The organism is Pectobacterium brasiliense (genome assembly GCF_013449685.1).
Lineage (GTDB): Bacteria > Pseudomonadota > Gammaproteobacteria > Enterobacterales > Enterobacteriaceae > Pectobacterium > Pectobacterium brasiliense_A.
Genome location: NZ_JACDSF010000063.1, coordinates 44,614 through 66,894 on the forward strand (window position 1 = coordinate 44,614; position 22,281 = coordinate 66,894).

The 22,281-nt window shown below is 54.9% G+C and carries 19 protein-coding genes and 1 pseudogene; 11 read left to right on the forward strand and 9 right to left on the reverse strand.

What is annotated here, in order from left to right; translation table 11 throughout:
• Nucleotides 1-510: 510 nt before the first annotated feature.
• Complete coding sequence (gene zapB / locus H0248_RS19605; RefSeq protein ID WP_010281529.1) at nt 511-750, forward strand: septal ring assembly protein ZapB; 240 nt, start codon at nt 511-513, stop codon at nt 748-750.
• A 183-nt stretch (nt 751-933) separates the two neighbouring features.
• Here the strand turns inward: zapB and rraA are convergent, their stop codons facing one another.
• The 7 genes from rraA to priA all read right to left on the reverse strand — a co-directional run bounded on the left by rraA (nt 934) and on the right by priA (nt 9,086).
• Entirely contained in the window at nt 934-1,419 is a 486-nt protein-coding gene (gene rraA, locus H0248_RS19610; RefSeq protein WP_010281528.1) for a ribonuclease E activity regulator RraA, read from the reverse strand.
• A 134-nt stretch (nt 1,420-1,553) separates the two neighbouring features.
• The gene (locus H0248_RS19615) at nt 1,554-2,471 is read right to left on the reverse strand and encodes a 1,4-dihydroxy-2-naphthoate polyprenyltransferase (RefSeq protein WP_180787176.1); all 918 of its coding nucleotides are present in this window, start codon (nt 2,469-2,471) and stop codon (nt 1,554-1,556) included.
• 145 nt (nt 2,472-2,616) lie between these two features.
• Nucleotides 2,617-3,948: an HslU--HslV peptidase ATPase subunit gene (hslU, locus tag H0248_RS19620; protein WP_180787177.1), complete on the reverse strand. Its 1,332-nt coding sequence runs from the start codon at nt 3,946-3,948 to the stop codon at nt 2,617-2,619.
• Nucleotides 3,949-3,957: 9 nt separating this feature from the next.
• Nucleotides 3,958-4,488, reverse strand: a complete 531-nt coding sequence (gene hslV, locus H0248_RS19625) for an ATP-dependent protease subunit HslV (RefSeq protein WP_005973334.1) — start codon at nt 4,486-4,488, stop codon at nt 3,958-3,960.
• An 83-nt stretch (nt 4,489-4,571) separates the two neighbouring features.
• A complete protein-coding gene (gene ftsN / locus H0248_RS19630; protein WP_180787178.1) occupies nt 4,572-5,447 on the reverse strand; it encodes a cell division protein FtsN in 876 nt (291 codons plus the stop codon).
• A gap of 88 nt (nt 5,448-5,535) precedes the next feature.
• Nucleotides 5,536-6,579, reverse strand: coding sequence for a DNA-binding transcriptional regulator CytR (gene cytR / locus H0248_RS19635; RefSeq protein ID WP_180787179.1), 1,044 nt, complete (start codon nt 6,577-6,579; stop codon nt 5,536-5,538).
• A gap of 308 nt (nt 6,580-6,887) precedes the next feature.
• Nucleotides 6,888-9,086, reverse strand: a complete 2,199-nt coding sequence (priA, locus tag H0248_RS19640; RefSeq protein ID WP_180787180.1) for a primosomal protein N' — start codon at nt 9,084-9,086, stop codon at nt 6,888-6,890.
• A gap of 270 nt (nt 9,087-9,356) precedes the next feature.
• Between priA and rpmE the strand changes: the two genes are divergently transcribed.
• A complete protein-coding gene (gene rpmE, locus H0248_RS19645; RefSeq protein ID WP_010281510.1) occupies nt 9,357-9,572 on the forward strand; it encodes a 50S ribosomal protein L31 in 216 nt (71 codons plus the stop codon).
• A 72-nt stretch (nt 9,573-9,644) separates the two neighbouring features.
• Here rpmE and H0248_RS22245 read toward each other — a convergent pair.
• Nucleotides 9,645-9,776, reverse strand: a pseudogene (locus H0248_RS22245) (iron chelate uptake ABC transporter family permease subunit); the annotation flags it as partial.
• Between the two features lie 302 nt (nt 9,777-10,078).
• Nucleotides 10,079-10,396, reverse strand: a complete 318-nt coding sequence (gene metJ, locus H0248_RS19655; protein ID WP_005973355.1) for a met regulon transcriptional regulator MetJ — start codon at nt 10,394-10,396, stop codon at nt 10,079-10,081.
• 187 nt (nt 10,397-10,583) lie between these two features.
• Between metJ and metB the strand changes: the two genes are divergently transcribed.
• The 9 genes from metB to metF all read left to right on the forward strand — a co-directional run bounded on the left by metB (nt 10,584) and on the right by metF (nt 21,726).
• The gene (gene metB / locus H0248_RS19660; protein WP_180787181.1) at nt 10,584-11,744 is read left to right on the forward strand and encodes a cystathionine gamma-synthase; all 1,161 of its coding nucleotides are present in this window, start codon (nt 10,584-10,586) and stop codon (nt 11,742-11,744) included.
• Between the two features lie 2 nt (nt 11,745-11,746).
• Nucleotides 11,747-14,182: a bifunctional aspartate kinase/homoserine dehydrogenase II gene (locus H0248_RS19665; protein WP_180787182.1), complete on the forward strand. Its 2,436-nt coding sequence runs from the start codon at nt 11,747-11,749 to the stop codon at nt 14,180-14,182.
• A gap of 218 nt (nt 14,183-14,400) precedes the next feature.
• Complete coding sequence (locus H0248_RS19670) at nt 14,401-15,567, forward strand: ABC transporter ATP-binding protein (protein ID WP_180787183.1); 1,167 nt, start codon at nt 14,401-14,403, stop codon at nt 15,565-15,567.
• 22 nt (nt 15,568-15,589) lie between these two features.
• Nucleotides 15,590-16,723, forward strand: coding sequence for an extracellular solute-binding protein (locus tag H0248_RS19675; protein ID WP_180787184.1), 1,134 nt, complete (start codon nt 15,590-15,592; stop codon nt 16,721-16,723).
• Between the two features lie 125 nt (nt 16,724-16,848).
• The gene (locus H0248_RS19680; RefSeq protein ID WP_180787185.1) at nt 16,849-17,688 is read left to right on the forward strand and encodes an ABC transporter permease; all 840 of its coding nucleotides are present in this window, start codon (nt 16,849-16,851) and stop codon (nt 17,686-17,688) included.
• Nucleotides 17,685-18,491, forward strand: coding sequence for an ABC transporter permease (locus tag H0248_RS19685; protein WP_180787186.1), 807 nt, complete (start codon nt 17,685-17,687; stop codon nt 18,489-18,491). Before H0248_RS19680 ends, H0248_RS19685 begins: the two co-directional genes overlap by 4 nt.
• Nucleotides 18,488-19,492: a LacI family DNA-binding transcriptional regulator gene (locus H0248_RS19690; RefSeq protein ID WP_180787187.1), complete on the forward strand. Its 1,005-nt coding sequence runs from the start codon at nt 18,488-18,490 to the stop codon at nt 19,490-19,492. The genes H0248_RS19685 and H0248_RS19690 overlap by 4 nt, the downstream gene beginning before the upstream one ends.
• Nucleotides 19,444-20,301, forward strand: a complete 858-nt coding sequence (locus tag H0248_RS19695; RefSeq protein WP_308415674.1) for a phosphodiesterase — start codon at nt 19,444-19,446, stop codon at nt 20,299-20,301. The genes H0248_RS19690 and H0248_RS19695 overlap by 49 nt, the downstream gene beginning before the upstream one ends.
• A 528-nt stretch (nt 20,302-20,829) precedes the next feature.
• Nucleotides 20,830-21,726, forward strand: coding sequence for a methylenetetrahydrofolate reductase (gene metF, locus H0248_RS19700; RefSeq protein WP_180787188.1), 897 nt, complete (start codon nt 20,830-20,832; stop codon nt 21,724-21,726).
• Nucleotides 21,727-22,281 lie beyond the last annotated feature (555 nt).

Here is a 22,281-nt window from a genome sequence, read left to right on the forward strand (position 1 = left end):
GTGTGAATTTATCGTTAATGCTCGAAAACGAGAAATATCGAAATTAAAATGTGTGTTGCACGTCAAAAAAATGAGCGTATTCGCTTATGAAATGACTCGCAGTGGTTTTTCGCCCACGGTTGATAGTAACGCTCAGGTTAAATTTATTAACACAATAGGGGTAATGGAGAAGTGAACAGGCGTCGTTTTCAGTTTACACCGCCCATTTTTCCGTTTCGGCTGTCCGTTTTTTCAGTTTGTACTGTTTGTTTTTCAGTTTGTACTGCCTGTTTTTCAGTTTGTACTGATAGTGTTACGTAAGAAAAGCTGCCACACTCGCGTAGTGGGGGATGCGCGCTAGACAGGTGGCGGTTGGCTACATACAATTTCGCTATGGTCTGTCTTGCCAGCCGTCCCGCGGTCAGGATTATATTTACGGGCGGATGGCGACACCGTTGGGTGTTGGTTACAGAGTCCGAAAGCCAGCGTTAACCGATCTTTGCCTTGTTGCGATTAAAAGGGGTTTGAAGAATGTCATTTGAAGTGTTTGAAAAGCTGGAAGCGAAAGTTCAGCAGGCGATTGATACCATCACGCTCTTGCAAATGGAAATTGAAGAGTTGAAAGAGCAGAACAACGCGTTGTCGCAGGATGTGCAGGCGGCTGCGGGTTCACGTGAAGCGCTGGTGCGCGAGAACGAGCAGTTGAAAGAAGAGCAAGTGGTATGGCAAGAGCGCCTGCGCGCGCTGTTAGGCAAAATGGAAGAAGTCTAATAAGACTTTTGACAGCCTGAGAAGCCTGTTTCACTGAAGTAGAACGGTGATAATGGGATAGAAGAGTAAAGCGTCCGCGCCAGGGATGGCGCGGCTCGAGCGTACAGGGATGTATTTACCGCGTCTTTACGATCTACCCATTATCATCGCTCGACGCCATCAATCCCTGACAATTCAACGATATTATTCAATATCCAGCGGGTCTTCCGCCAAAATAATACCGGTATTATCGGCATACAGATGGTCACCGGAGAAGAAAGTGACGCCACCGAAGTTGACGCGAATATCACTCTCGCCGATGCCTTCGCTACCCGCGCCGACCGGAATCGCGGCCATCGCCTGAATACCGATATCCAGCTCAGCCAAATCGTCAACCTGACGCACCGCGCCATAAACGACAATGCCTTCCCACTCGTTTTGCGTCGCCAGCCTGGCGATTTCCGCATTGATCAACGCGCGACGCACGGAGCCGCCGCCATCGACCAGAAGCACGCGCCCGAGGCCGTTCTCTTCAAGGAGATCGAACAGCAGGCCGTTATCCTCAAAACATTTCACCGTGGTGATCTTGCCACCAAATGAAGTACGCCCGCCAAAATTAGAGAACAGAGGCTCAACAACATTCACCTCTTCGTGGTAGATATCGCACAGTTCGGAAGTATCGTATTTCATAGGATTAACGTCTGTTTGCCGCCGGAATCATGAGTATATCCCTTTCTGACGGCTGTTGGCAAAATCATCAAATGTTAACTTGATGCGTATCAGTAAATACGCGCCCCTTTTCGCCCGCGCTCACTTCAACCGCACTAACTCAATATCACGCCAACGGCGAACAGAATGTTGGTCAGCAGCGCGCCTTTTACCGTTTTTTCCAGCATCGGACGCATACTGAATGCGCTGGTTTCACGCAGCACATAGCGCGCCTGCTGAATCAGCAACGGGAGTGTCAGAATAAAGAGCCAGCCCGCTAGACTGTGCAGATAAAACGTGGCAAACAGACCGAGACAAACCGGAGCCAGCAACAGCAGTATCGTGTGATAGAAGCGCGCTTTTTCCGCACCAAGACGTACTGCCAGCGTGTTCTTTCCGCTGATGCGATCGTTGTCGATATCGCGCAGGTTGTTGATGTTCAGCACCGCCGTTGCCAACAGACCGCAGGCCGTAGCAGGCAGCATCACGATGCTGTCGAAATGGCCGGTTTGCAGATAATACGACCCCGCGACGCTGAGCCAGCCGAAAAAGATCAGCACTGAGATATCGCCGAGTCCGATATAGCCGTAGGGCTTGTTACCGACGGTATAGGTGATGGCGGCGAAAATCGCCAGCAGCCCCAGAATCAGGAAACCAAAGATATCTGCGGGCTTTTCACACGCCAGAATCACCAGGCTCACGCCGGAAATGATGGTGAGCGCCACCGTCACGATTAGCGCATTGCGCAGCTGTGCCAGTGTAATTGCCCCGGTCTGAATACCGCGCAACGGCCCGATGCGTTCCTCGGTATCGCTGCCTTTTATCGCATCCCCATAGTCGTTCGCCAGATTGGAAAGGATTTGCAGCAGTCCGGCGGTTAACAACGCCAGTAATGCTACGCCCGGTTTAAAGCTGCTATGCCAGCTCGCGATCGCCGAGCCGGTGACGATGGACGCAAAAGCTAATGGCAACGTCTTTGGACGCAGGCTATCCAGCCAGGCTTTGGTTTTGCTGCTATGGGTTGATAAGGTCATGGTGTGCTTCAATTTTTATTGACGATTCAATGGCGTGAATCATCTGTTTATAAACAAGAAAAGTTAGTGATGGCGACGTCAGAAACAAAAGTGGGAGGCCAACGCCTCCCACTTTATCGTTAATCGTGCGATCCGCGAAAACGGATTATAAGATAAATCGACTCAGATCTTCATCTGCTACTAATTCATCCAGATGATTACGTACGTAATCTGCGTCAATGGTAACACTTTGACCGTTCATTTCGCTGGCATCGTAAGACACATCTTCGATCAAACGCTCCATCACGGTATGCAGACGGCGCGCGCCGATATTCTCGGTGCTTTCGTTGACCTGCCAGGCGGCTTCGGCAATACGGCGGATACCATCGGCGGTGAACGCAATATCCACGCCTTCTGTCGCCATCAGCGCTTTGTACTGCTCGGTCAGCGAGGCGCTCGGTTCGGTCAGAATACGCTCGAAATCTTCCGTGGTCAGCGCCTGCAACTCTACGCGAATTGGCAGACGCCCCTGCAATTCTGGAATCAGATCGGACGGGCTGGCAACCTGGAACGCACCGGACGCGATAAACAGGATGTGGTCGGTTTTGACCATGCCGTGCTTGGTGGACACGGTGCAGCCTTCAACCAGCGGCAGCAGGTCACGCTGAACGCCTTCACGGGACACATCCGGGCCGGAGCTTTCGCCACGCTTACAGATTTTGTCGATCTCATCGATGAACACGATACCGTGCTGCTCGACGGCTTCAATCGCCTGCTGTTTCAGCTCTTCCGGGTTCACCAGCTTGGCGGCTTCTTCTTCTATCAGCAGCTTGAAGGCGTCTTTGATTTTGACCTTACGGGCTTTCTGCTTCTGGCCTGCCAGATTCTGGAACATGGACTGGAGCTGGTTGGTCATTTCTTCCATGCCCGGAGGAGCCATGATCTCTACGCCAACGGGAGCGGCTGCCAGGTCGATCTCGATCTCTTTGTCGTCCAACTGGCCTTCACGCAATTTCTTGCGGAATGCCTGGCGTGCAGCGGAAGGCTCCTGCGTGCTTTCCGCCTGTCCCCAGTTGTTTTTCGCTGGTGGAATCAGCACGTCCAGAATGCGATCTTCTGCCATCTCTTCCGCACGGAAGCGGTTTTTTTCGATGGACTGAAGGCGCACCATTTTGATCGCAGAATCTGTCAGATCGCGGATGATGGAGTCAACTTCTTTACCTACGTAGCCTACTTCGGTGAATTTGGTGGCTTCCACTTTGATGAACGGCGCATTGGCGAGCTTCGCCAGACGACGAGCGATTTCAGTTTTACCGACACCAGTCGGACCGATCATGAGAATATTTTTAGGCGTTACTTCATGACGAAGTGCTTCGTCCAACTGCATGCGGCGCCAGCGGTTACGCAGCGCGATGGAAACGGCACGTTTCGCTTTATGCTGGCCGATGATATAGCTGTCGAGTTCGCTGACTATCTCGCGCGGGGTCATTTCAGACATAGTTGATCCTTACGCCTTGGAGGCTAATTCTTCTATCGTGTGGAACTGGTTGGTGTAGATACAGATGTCGCCCGCAATCCCCAGAGATTTCTCGACGATATCACGCGCACCCAGCTCGGTGTTTTCCAGTAAAGCACGCGCGGCAGCCTGTGCATAAGGACCGCCGGAACCAATCGCGATCAGATCATTTTCAGGCTGCACGACATCACCATTACCGGTAATGATCAGCGAGGCATTTTCGTCCGCGACGGCTAACAAGGCTTCCAGCTTGCGTAGCATACGGTCAGTACGCCAGTCTTTCGCCAGCTCGACGGCTGCTTTCACCAGATGACCCTGATGTAATTCCAGCTTGCGCTCAAAAAGCTCAAAAAGGGTGAAGGCATCCGCCGTGCCGCCTGCGAAACCGGCGATGACGCGGTCATGGTAGAGGCGACGCACTTTACGCACGTTGCCTTTCATCACGGTGTTGCCCAGAGTGGCTTGTCCATCACCGCCAATGACCACCTGGCCGTTGCGGCGTACGCTTACAATTGTTGTCACGAGTCAGTCCCCGTTTGAAGAAAAAGATCCCCGCATCATCCGGGGTACATTGAATTTATAGATGGGGGAAGGCGTGGGGTTTTTCAACCCCCGCTGGCAAGAGGAATACAGTTTGATGCGCCCGCGTCCTTAAGACGTTGGATCATGCTATCTGCGGCAGCACGGTTGTTATAAGGCCCAAGCATAATACGGTTCCAGCCGCCGTTAGAGGTGATGCGGCTTTCGATACCGGCAAACGCCAACTGCGCTCTGACCGATTCGGCAGGATCCATAGTTTTGAAGGATCCACACTGAATCGCCCAGCGCTGGGTTTTCTCGGCTTTTGGCGCTTCAGGCTGTTTGACCGGCTGTTGCTTCGGCGCTTCCTGTTTTGGGGCTTCTTGTCTTGGAATGTCTTGTCTTGGTACGACAGGTGCCGCTTGCGTGATCACAGGTGCCCGTGTGGTTGGCTGCGTCGTTACGACAGGTGGCGGCTGCATCGATTGGGTCGGCGGCTTGATCGTTACCTGAGAGCGCGGAACCTGCGTCTGATCGTTATACGGCACTTCGGAAAGCTGCGTTGGCTGGCGACGCATATCAGACTGCATCTGTTCCAGCAACTGGCGCTGTTCATCCGTCAACTGCACTGGCGACTGAATCTCGCCACCCGCAGAAGGCTCCGTTGGCGTTGTGACGCCCAACTGACGATTTTCCAGCTCTTTGATGTAGCGCCAGCGTTCTTCCGGCTTGGGGGGCAGTCCGTTACCTTTGCCTGCATTCTGGTGTGGTAGGACGGGTGAATCATCGGGTTTATTATGGGCGATAAAGTACAGACCGCCCGCGAAGGTGACTAAAACAGCAACAGCGAGTGCGATCATCGTTTTGGACGCACCTGAAGCCTTGCCTTTTTTTCGGCTATTTGTCGTTTTCCGACGCGTCCCTGATGAACGTCCCCGGCTCACGTAGTCTCTTTGTGCCACTGTTGTTTCGCTGTGAATTGATAGGTAAATAACATAATTAGGGGGTCATGTTACTGAACCCTCAAATATTTGACCAGTTCCTGAAGTCTTAAAGCCTGTTACGGGCGTAATTCGGCGCGGCGACGCTGTCGCGTATGACCAGCTCACTGGACAACAGACGGGAACCGCTTTGTACCGTGTTACCTTGCAACTGCTCTAAGAGTAGCAGCATTGCCTCGCGTCCGATCTGATAACGAGGCTGGGCGACAGAAGTCAGAGGCGGCCAACTGTACTGCGCCTGTTCGATATCATCGAAACCGATAATAGAGAGGTCGCGTGGGATATCCAGCCCCATCTTTCTGGCCTGCGCCAGCACACCCAGCGCCATGAGGTCACTATGACAGAAGACCGCGCTGGGCGGCTGAGGATGCTGCATCAGCGCAATCAGGCCGTTTATCCCAGTTTCGTAGGTGAAATCGCCACGAAAGATGTACTGATTATCGATAAGAATCCCGTTGCGACGCAGGGCCTGAATATATCCCTGGAGACGATATTGGCTCAGGTGCATGTGCTCTGGGCCGGCAATACAGGCGATACGTTGATGGCCCGCCTGATGCAAATAGTGTACGGCTTCAAAGGCGGCGGTCAGGTTATCGATATGCACGGTGGGCAGCGCCAGATCCGGTGAGAACTCATTCGCCATCACCATCGGTGGCAGATTACGTTGCTCTTCCTGACCAGCGTCAAACGGCAGATTAGAGCCGAGTAACAGCATGCCGTCGATCTGCTTGGTAATAATCAGGTCTACAAAGGTTTTTTCTTTCTGATGCTGGTGAGCGCAATCGCCAATCAACACCAGATAGCCGTGTTCGGCTGCCGTTTCCTCGATCCCGCGAAATATTTCGGAGAAATAGGGATCGCAGATATCTGGGACGATCGTCAGGATCGTGCGTGATTCGTTACGCTTGAGATTCCTGTTGAGTGCGTGAGGCGAATAGCCAACGGCGATGACAGCCTGTTCGACCTTCCTACGGGTGGTCGAAGAGACTTTCTCTGGGTTCATTAACGTTCGGGACACGGTCGCGGTGGAAACGCCCGCTTCATCCGCCACGTCTTTCATCGTCGCCGTGGTGACGCCTTTCTTCTGCTTCAACGCTTTTCTCCTTGCGTCAGCGTTAACTGGCGCTGACTGTCAGCAGAACGCCTCTGTCCACTGACTTTCTATGATGACGGGTAACGCTTTTTGGGGACGGTATGCCGATGAAACGGCGCTATACCTGAGTGCACGATCTGACCTCAGTAAACAGTCTGGCCTCAGCATACGGCCTGCGCAGACAGTCATAACAGATTGAACGCAGGTTTTGTTGCTTAATTTGCACAAAAAGTGTGATGAATATCGTGTTCTCGACGCCGATCGCAAAAAATGCGTGGCAAGAAACCGAAATGATCTAACAGGAAGCGCTAACCGTCCGTGGGGTCGACATCCAGCATCCATTTCACTTTACGCGCCTGCGGCAGCGTGCCGATTAGCGTCAGCGATGTTCTGACCAGTTTCTGCAATAGCGCTCTGGAGGGGTGCTGTAGCAAGAGCTGCCAGCGGAAGCGTCCCGCACGTTTGGGTTGCAAAGCAGGGACTGGGCCCAGCAGCCAGAGTGATTCATCCCGCAGCGGACTCGCCTCCAGCAAATTACGCAACTGCTGGAGGAATAATGCGGCCTGCTGATTATCGTGGTCGTCAGCGCGGAAGAGAATATGGCTGGTAAACGGCGGCAGAAAAACGCTTTTCCGTTCAGTCAGCGCCTGACTGGCAAAGGCATCGTAGCCCTGTTGCAGTAGCGTTTGTAATAGCGGATGTTCCGGGTGGTGAGTTTGCAGCGCCACTTCGCCCGCCTTGCCCGCACGTCCTGCACGACCCGCCACCTGAGTATAGAGCTGCGCAAAACGTTCGGCTGCGCGGAAGTCGGCAGAGAACAGCGAACCGTCTACATCCAGCAAGGCCACCAGCGTCACGTCAGGGAAATGATGCCCCTTCGCCAACATTTGTGTGCCGATGAGAAGACGTGCACCGCCCTGCCTGACCTGCGAGAGCTGCTGCTCAAGTGCCCCTTTACGGCTGGTGGTATCACGATCGATGCGGGTGATCGGGACATCTGGAAAGAGCGGCGCAAGGCTTTGTTCCAACTGCTCGGTACCCAGACCGACCGGCACCATATTGGTTGAGCCGCAGCCGGGGCACTGTTGTGGAACCGGACGCTGGCTGTCGCAGTGGTGGCAGCGCAACATCCTCTGATGCTGGTGGTAGGTATAGTAGTGATCGCAGCGCTGACACTCGGCAATCCAGCCACACTCGTGGCACATCACCACGGGGGCGAACCCGCGCCGATTGAGGAACAAGATAACCTGATTATCGTTCGTCAGATGGTGGCGGATGCGGGTAATCAGCGGCTGGGATAACCCGGCTGTCAGCGGCAGACCTTTCAGATCGATGACGTGCTGTTTGGCGAGCGCGGCATTGCCCGCTCGTTTGGTCAGGTTCAAGCGTCGATATTTGCCGATTTGGACGTTATATAGCGTTTCCAACGCGGGCGTTGCCGTCCCCATGACGATGGGAATGTCTTCTTCTCTGGCGCGGAACACCGCCAAATCACGGGCGTGATAGCGCCAGCCTTCCTGCTGTTTGTAGGAACTGTCGTGTTCTTCATCGATCACAATCAGCCCCAAACGGGCAAAGGGCGTAAATAACGCCGACCGCGTTCCGATGACAATGGCGGCTTCACCGCTGCGGGCACGTAGCCAGACGGCAAGGCGTTCGCTGTCGTTGAGTGCCGAGTGCAGCACATCCACCGGGGCGTTAAACCGTTCGCGGAAGCGGGCGATAGTTTGCGGCGTCAGGCCAATTTCCGGCACTAACACCAGCGCCTGTTTGCCCTGTGCCAGCACATTTTCCAGCACGCTGAGATAGACTTCCGTTTTGCCCGAGCCGGTGATACCCGCGAGCAGCCAGGCGGCAAAATGGTTATCTTCGCTGCGGATCGCGCCGACGGCAGTGGCCTGTTCGGTATTCAAACGCAGTCGGTCGGTTGCCAAACTAAAACTTTGACGCCAGTCGTGAAGCGTTTGCTCTGTGGCCTGTAATTCGCATAGCCCTTTGCTACGCAGCGCCTGCAATGCTATCTCCGTCAGCCCAATTTCGCTCACCTGATGGCGGTAAAGCGGCGACTGAAGTAGGGCCGCCAGCGCCTGCTGCTGTTTTGCGGCACGTTTGAGTGTACTGAGCGGGGTCGCCCGACCCTGTTCGGTGGCAAACCACTGCCAGAGCGGAGCGCGGTGTGCGGGTTTCCCCTGACGCAGTAGGATCGGCAGCGCGTGGAACAGCACTTCGCCAATCGGATAGTGATAATACTCAACGGCCCACAGCAAAATGCGCCACAGGCTGGGTGGGAACAGCGGTTGCTCGTCCAGCACGTCATGCACGGGTTTTAATTGCTCAAGCGGAAGTTCACTGGTGTCGCTCAGCGCGGTAATAATGCCGATCGCTTTACGGTTACCAAAGGAGACGCTGACGCGTGCGCCGACCTGCGGAGTCACGCCTCCTGCGGGTAGCAAATAATCGAATGTACGTGCCAGCGGCACGGGCAATGCGACCTGAGCGACAGACATAACCTCTCCGTGATAGTCGACGTGATTTGCGTGGCGATCAATGACATAACCGAGCGGTTTGTATCATGTGCGACGCGGGGTGAAAATAAGGCAAGGCGCTAGTGTACATGCTGCGAGGGATAATGTGTGGATGCGATTGCATCAGGGTAGCGGATTCTGTATGATCCGCCGCCATTGTGCCATTTGCATAATGAACTTACTCATACAACTTTCGTGTGGTGTCTGGCGGAACAGGGCTGGATAGCGACACGGCCTTAACAGAGGTTTCCCATGAAAAAAGGTATTCACCCGAATTATTCTGCAGTTACTGTAACTTGCTCTTGCGGTAACGTGATCAAAACCCATTCTACTGTGGGTCGTGACCTGAACCTGGACGTTTGTGGCGAATGCCACCCGTTCTACACTGGCAAACAACGTGATGTTGCAACTGGTGGCCGTGTTGACCGCTTCAACAAGCGTTTCTCCGTTCCAGGCGCTAAAAAATAAGTTTTACTGGCCTCATTGGCACAGTAACTTTCTGCAAAGGCACCGACAGGTGCCTTTGTTGTTTCTGGTGGCTCAGTGTCCCTGCTGACGTTTTACCAGCATCCCCAGCACGAAGATGCCGCCTAATCCCGCGGTAATAATCCCGATGGGCAATTCCTGTGGTGCCAGTAACTGTCGGCTGAGCCAATCGCAGTTGCACGGCAGTCAGCGTGACTAACAGCGACGTGGCGAACGCGCAGCAGCACGGGTTTACTGGAGAGAAGCTCTGTCATGATGCACGCATATCACCGTTATAGATTAAAAATGTTATGATATAACATATCAAATAAAAGGCAATCCCGATTCACAACATGAGTGGAAGACGAAGCATGCGGAAGACGTGCGAGCGGTAGAGGGGAGAGGCTTTAGAGGTTAATGAAGAGTGATGTGTTGAGCGGGATGCTCTGCATAGCAAAACCCCGCCGGAGAAGGCGGGGTTAGCCAGAAAGCCGACAGCGCAAACGCAATCAGTATTCCCACGTATCCGGGTCGATACCCATTTCACGCATGATGATTTTCGCGGCTTCAGGAATTTCATCGCTGCGTTCTTTACGCAGATCTTCGTCATTCGGTAACGGTTGGCCTGTGAAGGCGTGCAGAAACGCCTCGCACAGCAGCTCGCTGTTGGTGGCATGGCGCAGGTTGTTCACCTGACGACGCGTGCGTTCGTCAGTCAGTATCTTTAGTACTTTCAATGGGATAGATACTGTTATCTTCTTGACTTGCTCGCTTTTTTTACCGTGTTCAGCGTAAGGGCTGACATACTCGCCGTTCCACTCAGCCATGGGATACCTTAAAAATTAATCTAATGAAGACAGCATCTGTCATGAAATGCCACAATTCTAGCGGTTATTATGCTTACGCTCAATCTATACGCAAAGAAGTTTAGATGTCTAGATGTGTTGACGTCTATTAAAACTGCGTTTACTCTTTAGTTCCTATCTTTTCAGCCTCCAGCCAGGAAATGAGCCGATGACGCGTAAACAGGCAACGATCGCAGTCCGCAGCGGGTTAAATAATGATGAGCAGTATGGCTGCGTCGTCCCACCCATTCACCTTTCCAGCACGTATAACTTTACCGGATTCAACCAGCCACGGGCACACGACTATTCGCGTCGCGGTAACCCCACGCGTGATGTTGTGCAGCGCGCGCTTGCCGAACTGGAAGGCGGTGCGGGTGCGGTAATGACGAGCAGCGGAATGTCGGCGATTATGCTGGTTTGCACGGTGTTTCTGCGTCCCGGCGATCTGCTGGTGGCGCCGCATGATTGCTATGGCGGCAGCTATCGTCTGTTTGACAGCCTGAGCAAGCGCGGCGCATTTCGCGTCAAATTTGTCGATCAAAGTGATACCGATGCGCTCAACGCGGCGTTGGCAGAAAAGCCGAAGCTGGTGCTGGTGGAAAGTCCAAGCAATCCACTGCTGCGCGTCGTGGATATTGCCGCGATTTGTCAGGCCGCGCGCGAAGCGGGTGCGGTTAGCGTAGTGGATAACACCTTCCTGAGCCCAGCGTTGCAGAAGCCGCTGGAACTGGGTGCCGATCTGGTGGTGCATTCCTGTACCAAGTACCTGAATGGTCACTCTGACGTAGTGGCGGGCGCAGTGATCGCCAAAGATGCCGATACCATTACTGAACTGGCCTGGTGGGCGAACAACATCGGCGTCACAGGTGCGGCGTTTGACAGTTATCTGCTGCTACGCGGCCTGCGTACCTTATCGCCACGTATGGCGGCCGCGCAGCGTAATGCGCAACAAGTGGTTGAATTCTTACAGACGCAGCCGTTGGTGAAGGCGCTGTACCATCCTTCACTGCCGAACAATCCCGGTCATGATATTGCCCGCCGTCAACAATCCGGCTTTGGCGCTATGCTAAGTTTTGAGCTGGATGGAGATGAAGACACACTGCGCCGTTTTCTGGCATCGCTGGAGCTCTTCACACTGGCGGAATCGCTGGGCGGAGTTGAAAGTCTCATCTCTCATGCGGCAACAATGACGCATGCCGGCATGGCGCCAGAAGCGCGTGCGGCGGCGGGTATCTCTGAAACATTACTGCGTATTTCCACCGGCATTGAAGACGGCGATGATCTGGTTGCCGATCTGGATCGTGCGTTTCAAGCCGCTGCCAAGAGGTAAGAATGAGTGCATTAGGAGTAGCGCCATCGGTAACGGGCCGACAGCTGCATAAGTTTGGCGGTAGCAGTCTGGCTGATGTGAAGTGTTACCTACGCGTAGCCGGTATTATGGCGGAGTATAGCCACCCCGGTGATTTGATGGTGGTATCTGCCGCAGGCAGTACCACAAACCAGCTGATTAGCTGGTTGAAACTGAGCCAGAGCGACCGTCTGTCGGCGCATCAGGTTCAGCAGGCATTACGCCGCTACCATAGTGAACTGATTGCCGGGCTTCTGCCTGCGCAAGAGGCAGAGACGCTGACCGCTCAGTTTATTCGCGATCTGGAGCGTTTGGCTGCGCTGCTGGATGGCAAGCTGACGGATGCCGTCTACGCCGAAGTGGTTGGGCACGGTGAAATCTGGTCAGCTCGCCTGATGTCTGCCGTGTTAAATCATCGGGATATGAATGCCGCATGGCTGGATGCGCGTGATTTTCTCTGTGCAGAACGTGCCGCGCAGCCACAGGTGGATGAAGGCCGTTCCTGGCCGCTGTTGCAGCAATATCTGACGCAGCACGCAGGTCAGCGTTTAGTGGTAACGGGTTTTATCTGCCGTAATGATGCAGGCGAAACGGTGCTGCTGGGGCGCAACGGCAGTGACTATTCCGCCACACAAATTGGTGCGTTGGCGGGCGTTGAACGCGTGACCATCTGGAGCGACGTCGCTGGGGTGTATAGCGCCGACCCGCGTAAAGTCAAAGATGCCTGCCTGTTGCCACTGCTGCGGCTAGATGAAGCCAGTGAACTGGCACGTCTGGCGGCACCGGTATTACATACGCGTACCTTACAGCCCGTTTCCGGCAGCGATATCGACCTGCAACTGCGTTGCAGCTATCAGCCTGAACAAGGGTCGACGCGCATCGAACGCGTACTGGCCTCGGGGACGGGTGCCAAAATTGTCACCAGCCATGATGACGTGTGCCTGATTGAAGTTCAGGTTCCTTCTGAACACGATTTCGTGCTGCTGCAAAAAGAAGTCGAACAGCTTCTGAATCGTGCGCAACTGAAACCGCTGGCGATCGGCGTTCATCAGGATCGTAACCTGCTGCAACTGTGCTACACCTCCGAAGTGGTGGATAGCGCGCTGCAACTGCTGGCACAGGCCGCGTTACCTGTTGAACTCAATCAGCGTGATGGGCTGGCGATGGTCGCGATGGTCGGTGCAGGCGTGGGTAAAAATCCGCTGCACAGCCACCGCTTCTATCAGCAGTTGAAAGATCAGCCGATTGAATTTGTCCGCCAAGCCGATGATGGCATCAGCCTGGTGGCGGTGCTGCGTGTCGGCCCGACAGAGCATCTGATTCGCGGGCTGCACCATTCGCTGTTCCGGGCAGAGAAGCGCATCGGTCTGGTGCTGTTTGGCAAAGGAAATATTGGTTCACGCTGGCTGGAGCTGTTTGCGCGTGAGCAGAGCAATTTGTCTGCACGTACCGGTTTTGAGTTTGTACTGGCTGGTGTGGTGGACAGTACGCGCAGCCTGTTGAACTATGACGGACTGGATGCCAGCCGTGCGTTGGCTTTCTTCGAAAGTGAAGCGCAAGAGCGGGATGGTGAAGATCTGTTCCTGTGGATGCGTGCGCACCCCTTCGATGATTTGGTGGTGCTGGACGTCACCGCCAGTGAATCGGTCGCCGATCTGTATCTGGATTTCGCCAGCTACGGTTTCCATGTCATCAGCGCTAACAAACTGGCGGGTGCATCAGGCGGCAATAACTATCGCCAGATCCGCGACGCGTTCGCGAAAACGGATCGTCACTGGTTGTATAACGCGACCGTCGGCGCAGGGTTGCCGGTCAACTTTGCGGTACGCGATCTGCGGGAAAGCGGCGACAGTATTCTGGCGATTAGCGGGATTTTCTCCGGCACGCTTTCCTGGCTGTTCTTGCAGTTTGACGGCACCGTACCGTTCACCGAACTGGTCGATCAGGCTTGCCAGCAGGGGCTGACCGAGCCGGATCCGCGTGTTGATCTTTCTGGTCAGGACGTCATGCGTAAACTGGTGATTCTGGCGCGTGAAGCGGGCTATGACATCGAGCCTAGTCAGGTTCGGGTTGAGTCGCTGGTGCCGCCGGGCTGTGAGCAGGGTTCTGTCGATTACTTCTTCGAGAATGGCGATTCGCTGAACGAGCAGATGCTGCGTCGTCTGGAAGCCGCACAGGAAATGGGTCTGGTTCTGCGTCACGTTGCACGCTTTGACAGCAATGGTAAAGCGCGGGTGGGCGTTGAAGCCGTCCGTCCCGATCATCCGCTGGCCTCGCTGTTTCCGGGTGATAACGTGTTTGCGATTGAAAGCCGCTGGTATCGGGATAACCCGCTGGTTATCCGTGGGCCGGGCGCGGGGCGCGATGTCACCGCGGGTGCGCTTCAGTCTGACCTAAACCGTTTGGCACAGTTGTTGTAGAACCTGTTGTCAGCGCGATATACCGTTGGCCGTCTCCGCGTATGGGGAGATGGCCAATACTCAAGAGACCCATTCCCTCGTTTCCCTTCTCGCTAAGAAATTTCCACCGCTATCTTTCTCGTCAGTCGTGTCATTGAAATGTCACGGTGACAACACGCCACTGACACGATGTCACCGCACAATCAGCGCATTGTTTGATTATCGTGGAATGCACAGCTGTGCAAAAAACAACTTCCTCTGCGGCATCACCGCATATTGTCATCGACCACCTACACGTTGGATACGGCACGACCGCCGTATTGAACGATATCCATCTGGAGATTGCACAGGGCGAATTCGTGGCATTGCTCGGTTCGTCAGGGTGCGGCAAGACGACATTACTGCGTACGGTCGCTGGGTTCTCGTCACCGCGAGCGGGGGCGATTCGCGTTAACGGGCAGGATATGACGCAAGCGCCGCCAGAGAAACGCGGAATGGCGCTGGTGTTTCAGAGCTACGCGCTGTGGCCGCATATGACGGTGGCACAGCATATTGCCTACGGACTGCGTTTACGCCGCGTCCCGCGTGCGGAGATTGCCAGCCGTGTGGCGGAACTGGAAACCATGCTCGGTTTGACGGGCCTGAGCGCCCGTAAGCCTGCGGAACTGTCCGGTGGACAGCGCCAGCGGGTTGCCTTGGGGCGTGCACTGGCGGTGAGGCCCGATATTCTGCTGCTGGATGAACCACTCTCCAATCTGGATGCCCGTATTCGCTTACAGCTACGTGATGAGATCCGTGCGCTGCAACAACGGCTGGGATTGACCGCGATCCACGTGACGCACGATCGCGAAGAAGCGATGGTGATGGCGGACCGCATCGTGATTTTGAATCAGGGTCGCATCATGCAGGCGGGTAGCCCACAAGAGGTGTATCACCATCCTGCCAGTTCGTTTGTCGCGGCGTTTATGGGCGCGGAAAATCGGCTGGTGCTGGAAGCGCGTTATGACGGCGAGACGCTGATGATTCCCGGTGATGCCGAGAGTCATTCGCTGGTGCCAGCGAACACGTCACTACCGCCTGGAGTGATAGAAGCACGTTTTCGTGCGGAAGCTGCTTGTCTTTACGATCCGGCAGACGTCCCGCTTATCCAGCCCGGCATGTTGATGCGCTACGGCACGGTGCAGGCACAGAGCTACCCCGGCGGATACTGGCTGCATACGATTTCCAGCGGTACCTGGCGGATACAGGTTCATGCGTCGCACCCCTATGCCATCGGGCAGCGGGTTGCGGTGCAGATCCCTGCTGAGGCGCTGTTCCTTTTCCCGCTGGCAGAAGAGACGACATCTTCGACGGCGATACCAGATACCACTTCACGTTATTCCCCGCTTCCCGGCCTGACGGCCTGATCCTAAATTGGAGACAAATGAGATGAAACGCATTTTTGCTGCAACGCTGATGATGAGTACGCCGCTGGCGGCGGTACAGGCACAGGAATTAACCGTGTTGACGGCGGGTGACCAAAACATGGTCGACTATGTCAATGAATATCTGGGGCCGCTGTTTGAGAAGCAGCATCCCGGTGTAAAAGTACGTGCCGTCGGCACCGGACCGGGTGATGCGGGGTCGCAGAAGATTCTTGAGCGTTTCAATGCACAGCAGGCCGCCGGAGCCAAAGTCTGGGACACCGATGTGGCGGTCGTGCACGAGAAATTTGTCGGCCCGATGGTGCAAAAGGGCGACTTGCTGAAATATCGCGATGATATCGCCAGCGGCAAGCTGGTCAGCATGGCCGCTGCGGATAAAGCCATGGGCACAGACGTGAAAGGTTACGTCATGCCGATGTTCAGCAGCCAGACGGCGCTGGCCTATAACCCCAGCCTGGTAGCGAATCCACCTAAAAGCTATGACGAAATCCAGCAGTGGGCTGCCGCGAATCCGAAGATGTTCGGCTACAACGGTATTAAGGGCGGCGCATCGGGCGTGAGCTTCGTCATGGGTTGGATTTACGCTTACGGCGGTGATGCCCAGAAGCTGATGAACGGGCCGTTTGACGAAGCGGAAGCACAGAAATGGCAACCGGCGTTTGAGCGCCTGAAAGCCTTTAACAAGAACGTGACGCTGACGCCGGGCAACGCTGGCACGCTCGACATGCTGAGCCGTGGCGAAATCGCGATGGGGCCGGTGTGGGTCGATATGTTCTATTCCTGGAAAGCGAGCGGACAGCTGCCGGACAATTTCAAATTGCTGCTTCCTGCGCCCGGTATGCCAGGGCAGCCGATGCACTATGTCATCCCCGCGCAGGCACCGAACCGCGAACTGGCTAAACAGTTTGTTGAACTGGCAACCAGCGCCAAAGTGCAGGCCGAAGGGATTGTGGAACGCTTTAACTGGTATCCGGGGATCGATGCCAAGTACGTTCAGGCCGAGCTGAAGCCCGCAGTATGGCAGCGTCTTTTCACGGACGTAACGCCGGATGAACTGGCGAGCAAAGGCAAGACGTTCCCTATCGCGCCTTACCACACTGCGATCCTGAATGCCTATGAGCAGGCGATGGCGAAGTAATTATACCCGTCATACTTCAAGCTGCTTGTGCGTTAGCCGCCTTCATGCAACTCGAATTATTTAGGGTATATACATTTAGTACCACAGGCGCTCTGGCGGGATGAAGCCAGAGCGCGGAGACATTCATGTTGCAAGTATCCCAATTCTCTTCCCGACTGGCGGGTATCGCGCTTGTGCTACCCGCGCTGGCGGTGGTAGCTGTCTGTTTTATCACGCCGCTGGGGCTGTCGGTTGGGGGCGCTTTTGTCAGTCAGAATGGCGTAGGCGTTGATAATTTTGTCACCGCATTGACGCTCTATCTGCCCGATATTCTGTTTACCTTACTGATTGTGAGCCTCGCGACGCTGCTGATTGGCCTGCTTTCCGTCATGATCGGCGGCTACCTGACGCTGGGGGAAAGCCCGCGCATGGTGGCGCTGCTGCGCTGGGTCTATCGCTGGCCGCTGTTTATCCCGTTTATCGTGACCGGGCAAATTTTACGCACGTTTCTGGCAAAGAACGGCTGGTTGAATGGCGCGCTGGATACGCTCGGCATTGTCGATATGGCCAGCGCCAGCAACTGGCTGGACTGGCGCGGCATCGTGTTTGCCTTCGTCTGGAAGCAGACGCCGTTTGTGGCGCTGCTGGTCGCCGGTGCGATGGCATCGCTGGATCGCACGATGATCGAGTCCGCCCGTAACTTAGGCGCGTCGAGCTTGCGTATTCTGTGTGAAATTGTGGTGCCTCAGGTTGGGCAAACGCTGCTCACTGGACTTATTCTCTCTTTCGTCACCATGATGTCGGTGCTGTCCGTACCGATGATGATCAATGCCCAGTCGCCGACGATGCTAACCGCCAATATTGCCTTCCGCATTAACGCCTACGGCGATTATGGCGTGGCGAATGCGTTGGGGGTGATTTCCCTGCTGATGACTGGCCTGTTTGCTGTGATTTATCTCCGCTTGAACATGAGGGAGAAGGCATGAAGAACGTACTGTGGTGGATCCCGAGAATGCTGATTCTGGGGACGCTGATCTTCTTGATCTTTGGGCCCTTGGCTAACCTCCTGCTGTGGTCAGTGGCGGAAAAATGGTTCTATCCCTATCTGCTGCCCAATGACTGGGGCTTTGCCTTCTGGAAGCGGGTGTTTTCACCGCGCGGGGTGGCCTGGGAAGCGCTGGGGAATAGCGTACTGGTGGCGGTGTTCACCGTGCTGGCCTCGCTGTCGCTGGCGATTCCGGCGGGATATGCGCTGGCACGTCTGCCGCTGCCTGCTCGTGGATTGATACTGCTGGTTTTCCTGATCCCGCAGGCATTTCCGAATCTGACGGTGTACGTCAATATCGCTCGCCTATTTTATCAGTGGGGGCTGAACGGCACGCTGCTGGGCGTTGTGCTGGTTCACACGGTTCACGGGCTGGTATTTGCGGTCTGGATTGCCTCGGCGGCGTTCTCGGCGGTTGGGCGTGAAATGGAGCAGGCGGCGCGTTCAATTGGTGCCGGGCCGTGGCGTGCTTTTGTCGATATTACCCTGCCGCTGGCTATGCCAGGGCTGATGGCATCGGCCATCTTCGTTTTCCTCGAATCGCTGGATGAATTTACTGGCAGCTATTTCGTTGGGGCACCGGATGTGCAGATGATGCCGCTGCTGCTCTATACCGCGGGGGCGGGCGGTAACTATCAGATCGCTTCCATTACTGCGCTGGTGCTGCTGATTCCTTCTGTGCTGTTCATGCTGGTGGTGGAACGTTTTTTGAAAGCCGACGTAATGGCAAGGATAGGGAAATGACGGCAGGTAAACAGGGCTACGTTAGCGCACAGGATGTTGCTCGTCGGGCTGGCGTATCACGCTCGGCGGTGTCCCGCAGTTTTACCCCCGGCGCCAGCGTGTCGGCTGCCACCTATGCCAAAGTCATGACGGCGGCGCAGGAGTTGGGCTATCAGGTTAACGATCTGGCCCGTGGCCTGCTGGCGAACAGCAGCCGTCTGGTTGGACTGGTGGTGACGCACCCCGAGGTCTGGTTTCGTGCCAATTTGGTCGCAGAGCTGTCGCAGGCGTTAATCCAGCGCGGCTCAATTCCTGTGCTCATCAATACCGGTCATGTGCGGGAAGCGATGGCCGCCGCGCGTTCGATTCTGTTTGGTCACCGTGCGGAAGCGACGATTGTGCTTTCCGGCTCACCGCCGAAAGAGTTTGTCGAGCTGGCACAGTTAAACGGCCAGCCGCTGATTGTCATCGGGCGGCACGAACCGGCGTGTGACAGCGTACACATTGATAATGACACCGCCGCGCGTATGGCGGCGCGGCTGTTTGCCTCATCGGGCAGAACGCGTCTGGCTCTGGTCGGAGCGGCATCGGCAACGCCTAATATCATCGAACGTGAACAGGCGTTTTGTGAAGAGGCGCATTTGTTAGGGTTGCCCGTCGCAGTGGTGCGTGGTGGTGATACGGATTATGACGACGGGTTGGCGGTGGGGCAGAGGCTATTTTCACTTCCCGAAGCCGCCAGGCCGGATGCGGTGTTCTGCGTTAACGATTTAGTGGCGTTCGGCGTGATCGATCGCGCAAAGCAGTGTGGACTCGCCGTTCCGCAGGATCTCATGGTTATCGGATTTGATGATATTCCGGCCGCAGGGTGGGATGCCTATGCGTTGACGACATTTCGTCAGGATCCCGCCATGATGGCGGCACAGGCGTTGGCGTTGCTCGATCGACGCCAGTCTCAGGTACAAGAACCCGCGTGTCGAGCGAAAGTGGCTGCCCCGCTAATCCGTCGCCAGTCGGCGTAACGGTATTGGCAGGCGATAGCGCGTGGATAGTGAAAACCGAGGATAATATGAAACTGATTCAACTTTCCGACCTCCATCTGACCGCACAAGGCGGCAATTTGCATGGCCGCGACCCGGAGCAGCAACTGAAAGCGGCGATTGTCGACATCAACGCACACCATCGCGATGCCGATCTAGTGGTCATCTCCGGCGATCTGTCCGATGACGGCAGTGCGGCATCCTACGCGTTTCTGGCCTCGGCGCTGGCTGAACTCCAGCTTCCCTGGCGTGTGACGATGGGAAATCACGACGATCGGGAGACGTTTTTGGCCCAGTTCTCAGCGCTGGCGGATGAACATGGATTTGTGCAGAACGTGACGTCCGTGGGAGATGATTGCGCCATTCTGCTGGATTCGTTGCAGGCTGGTGACGTTGCCGGAACGCTGTGTTCCGCGCGGCTTGCGTGGCTGGAGCAACAGCTTCAGGCTGCGGAAGGCAAGAATGTGTTTCTGTTCCTGCATCATCCTCCGATGTCGATCGGGCTTCCGGCGCTGGATAATGTTCGATTAGCCCCTGAGGCAGAAGATGCGCTGTATCAGGTGTGTCACCGCTTCGGTAATGTGCGGCATATTTCCGCAGGGCACGTGCATCGGCCTGCTAGCGGCAGCTGGCGAGGAATATCGTTCAGCACGGTGCGCGGTACCAACCATCAATCCGCGCTGCGTTTCGCTCCGGGATTTGAAGTCAGCCTGGAAGCCCCGCAGTACGCCATTTTTCTGACGACGAAAGAAGGGCATACCGTACATTTTCACGATTTCCCCTGTGGCTGATGGCGTATTTACTAGGTTATCGTGATTGCACACAAATAATACAGAACTCTGTGGGTTTTGCTGTTATCCGGCGTAAAAAATTATGCTGAGGAGATAGCTGGCTTAGGATGAGCCGCAGGACGCGGCGAGAGCTTGCGCCACGTCGGGAACGTGTCGCAAGCGGTCCGTTAAGTCAGATACCGACGAAGGCACCGCGTAGCGGCATAATTCCCGCCGAAAGCCTGGGGTCACGGGCGAGCGGCGCTTGAGCCGCCCCGTGTCGGGCGCGTGCTACGAGGTAGCATGAAAATAGCAACATTATCGCGCACGAAACTGTCTCCGCGTCTCCATAACAATGTGACTATGAGACAGTGCTTTTGCGAGAAACCCATTATGAACTTTTTTCATTTAGCGTGAGCAATCATCACGGTTTGTCGTGCTGAAAAACGTTGACTCTTTAAGCGGATTACGTCATTTTCTATATAGCCGTCTAAACGTATAGACGTGTAGCGAATGATAATAACAGTCACGGTCAACGGGGTAGCAGGTATGAGCTTTTTTCACGCAAACCAGCGGGAAGCGCTGAATCAAAGTCTGGCGGAATTACAGGGGCGCATTAATGTGTCATTCGAATTTTTCCCGCCGCGTACCAGCGAGATGGAAGACACCCTGTGGAGCTCAATCGATCGACTGAGCAGTCTGAAACCCAAGTTTGTTTCCGTGACCTACGGGGCGAATTCTGGCGAGCGTGACCGTACTCACAGCATTATCAAAACGATTAAAGAACGTACCGGTCTGGAAGCGGCTCCTCACCTGACCTGCATCGATGCGTCGCGTGAGCAACTGCGTGAAATTGCGCAGGATTACTGGCAGAGCGGTATCCGCCATATCGTCGCGCTGCGCGGCGACTTGCCTCCAGAAGGTGGCAAACCGGACATGTATGCGGCGGATCTGGTTTCGCTGCTGAAAGAGGTCGGTGATTTCGATATTTCGGTTGCCGCCTATCCTGAAGTACACCCTGAAGCGAAAAGCGCCCAGGCTGACCTGATTAACCTGAAACACAAGATTGATGCTGGCGCGAATCGCGCTATCACGCAGTTCTTTTTCGACGTGGAAAGTTATCTGCGGTTCCGTGACCGCTGCGTGGCGACGGGCATCGATGTAGAAATTGTGCCGGGTATTCTGCCAGTGTCGAACTTCAAGCAGTTGCAAAAATTTGCCACGATGACCAACGTCCGTGTGCCGAACTGGATGACGAGCATGTTTGACGGCCTGGATAACGATCCAGAAACCCGCAAAATGGTGGGCGCGTCTATCGCCATGGATATGGTGAAAATTCTCAGTCGTGAAGGCGTAAAAGATTTCCATTTCTATACGCTGAACCGCGCGGAGCTGAGCTATGCGATTTGCCATACACTGGGCGTCCGCCCTGATGTGGCACGCTGAGGCGACACGCAATATTTCAGGAAGAAAGAGGCCGCAAAGCGCGGTGACGAAGAATAACGGGATTGGAATGCCTTTCAACGTCACTTACTGCGGCTCTGAAAAGGAAGAGTCTCAGGGATGAGATTCCTATTCGCACGGCACGGCTGAGCGTCACTGTCGTGGTCAATACGCCTCTCCAATGTTCGCTATTACCGCCCGTTTTTATTACTAATCATTCCTCCTTCTCAGCACCGTATGATGGTCACGCGGCGACGTGATTAACTATCCCCTCTGAATATTCAATCCTGTTTTCTATTCACTTGTTTTGATGCTTTTATTGCTTTGCCGCTGGTCAGCTTTCCAGACATCGTTCGCAAGGGTATTGTTGCCCGATGCACACAAAATGCTGTCGCTGCCAAATCGCTTGAAGATATCAGTCTGCTTGTTATAGCGTGGCTGGAAGTGGGTAGGTCTACCCAAGTGGTGCCGAAATCGTCAAAATATTGTTTTATTCCTGTAGAAATAAATAGATACGCTTTGGTGGGATATATTATTCATTTTGGATGTTGATAGGGA

What these genes read in the sequence shown, in the direction of transcription:
- rpmE (WP_010281510.1), top strand. Translation starts at nt 9,357, where the DNA reads ATGAAAAAAGGTATTCACCCGAATTATTCTGCAGTTACTGTAACTTGC.
- rraA (WP_010281528.1), bottom strand. Translation starts at nt 1,419, where the DNA reads ATGAAATACGATACTTCCGAACTGTGCGATATCTACCACGAAGAGGTG.
- metF (WP_180787188.1), top strand. Translation starts at nt 20,830, where the DNA reads ATGAGCTTTTTTCACGCAAACCAGCGGGAAGCGCTGAATCAAAGTCTG.
- metB (WP_180787181.1), top strand. Translation starts at nt 10,584, where the DNA reads ATGACGCGTAAACAGGCAACGATCGCAGTCCGCAGCGGGTTAAATAAT.
- H0248_RS19680 (WP_180787185.1), top strand. Translation starts at nt 16,849, where the DNA reads ATGTTGCAAGTATCCCAATTCTCTTCCCGACTGGCGGGTATCGCGCTT.
- hslU (WP_180787177.1), bottom strand. Translation starts at nt 3,948, where the DNA reads ATGTCTGAAATGACCCCGCGCGAGATAGTCAGCGAACTCGACAGCTAT.
- zapB (WP_010281529.1), top strand. Translation starts at nt 511, where the DNA reads ATGTCATTTGAAGTGTTTGAAAAGCTGGAAGCGAAAGTTCAGCAGGCG.
- H0248_RS19685 (WP_180787186.1), top strand. Translation starts at nt 17,685, where the DNA reads ATGAAGAACGTACTGTGGTGGATCCCGAGAATGCTGATTCTGGGGACG.
- priA (WP_180787180.1), bottom strand. Translation starts at nt 9,086, where the DNA reads ATGTCTGTCGCTCAGGTCGCATTGCCCGTGCCGCTGGCACGTACATTC.
- H0248_RS19615 (WP_180787176.1), bottom strand. Translation starts at nt 2,471, where the DNA reads ATGACCTTATCAACCCATAGCAGCAAAACCAAAGCCTGGCTGGATAGC.
- H0248_RS19690 (WP_180787187.1), top strand. Translation starts at nt 18,488, where the DNA reads ATGACGGCAGGTAAACAGGGCTACGTTAGCGCACAGGATGTTGCTCGT.
- H0248_RS19675 (WP_180787184.1), top strand. Translation starts at nt 15,590, where the DNA reads ATGAAACGCATTTTTGCTGCAACGCTGATGATGAGTACGCCGCTGGCG.
- metJ (WP_005973355.1), bottom strand. Translation starts at nt 10,396, where the DNA reads ATGGCTGAGTGGAACGGCGAGTATGTCAGCCCTTACGCTGAACACGGT.
- H0248_RS19665 (WP_180787182.1), top strand. Translation starts at nt 11,747, where the DNA reads ATGAGTGCATTAGGAGTAGCGCCATCGGTAACGGGCCGACAGCTGCAT.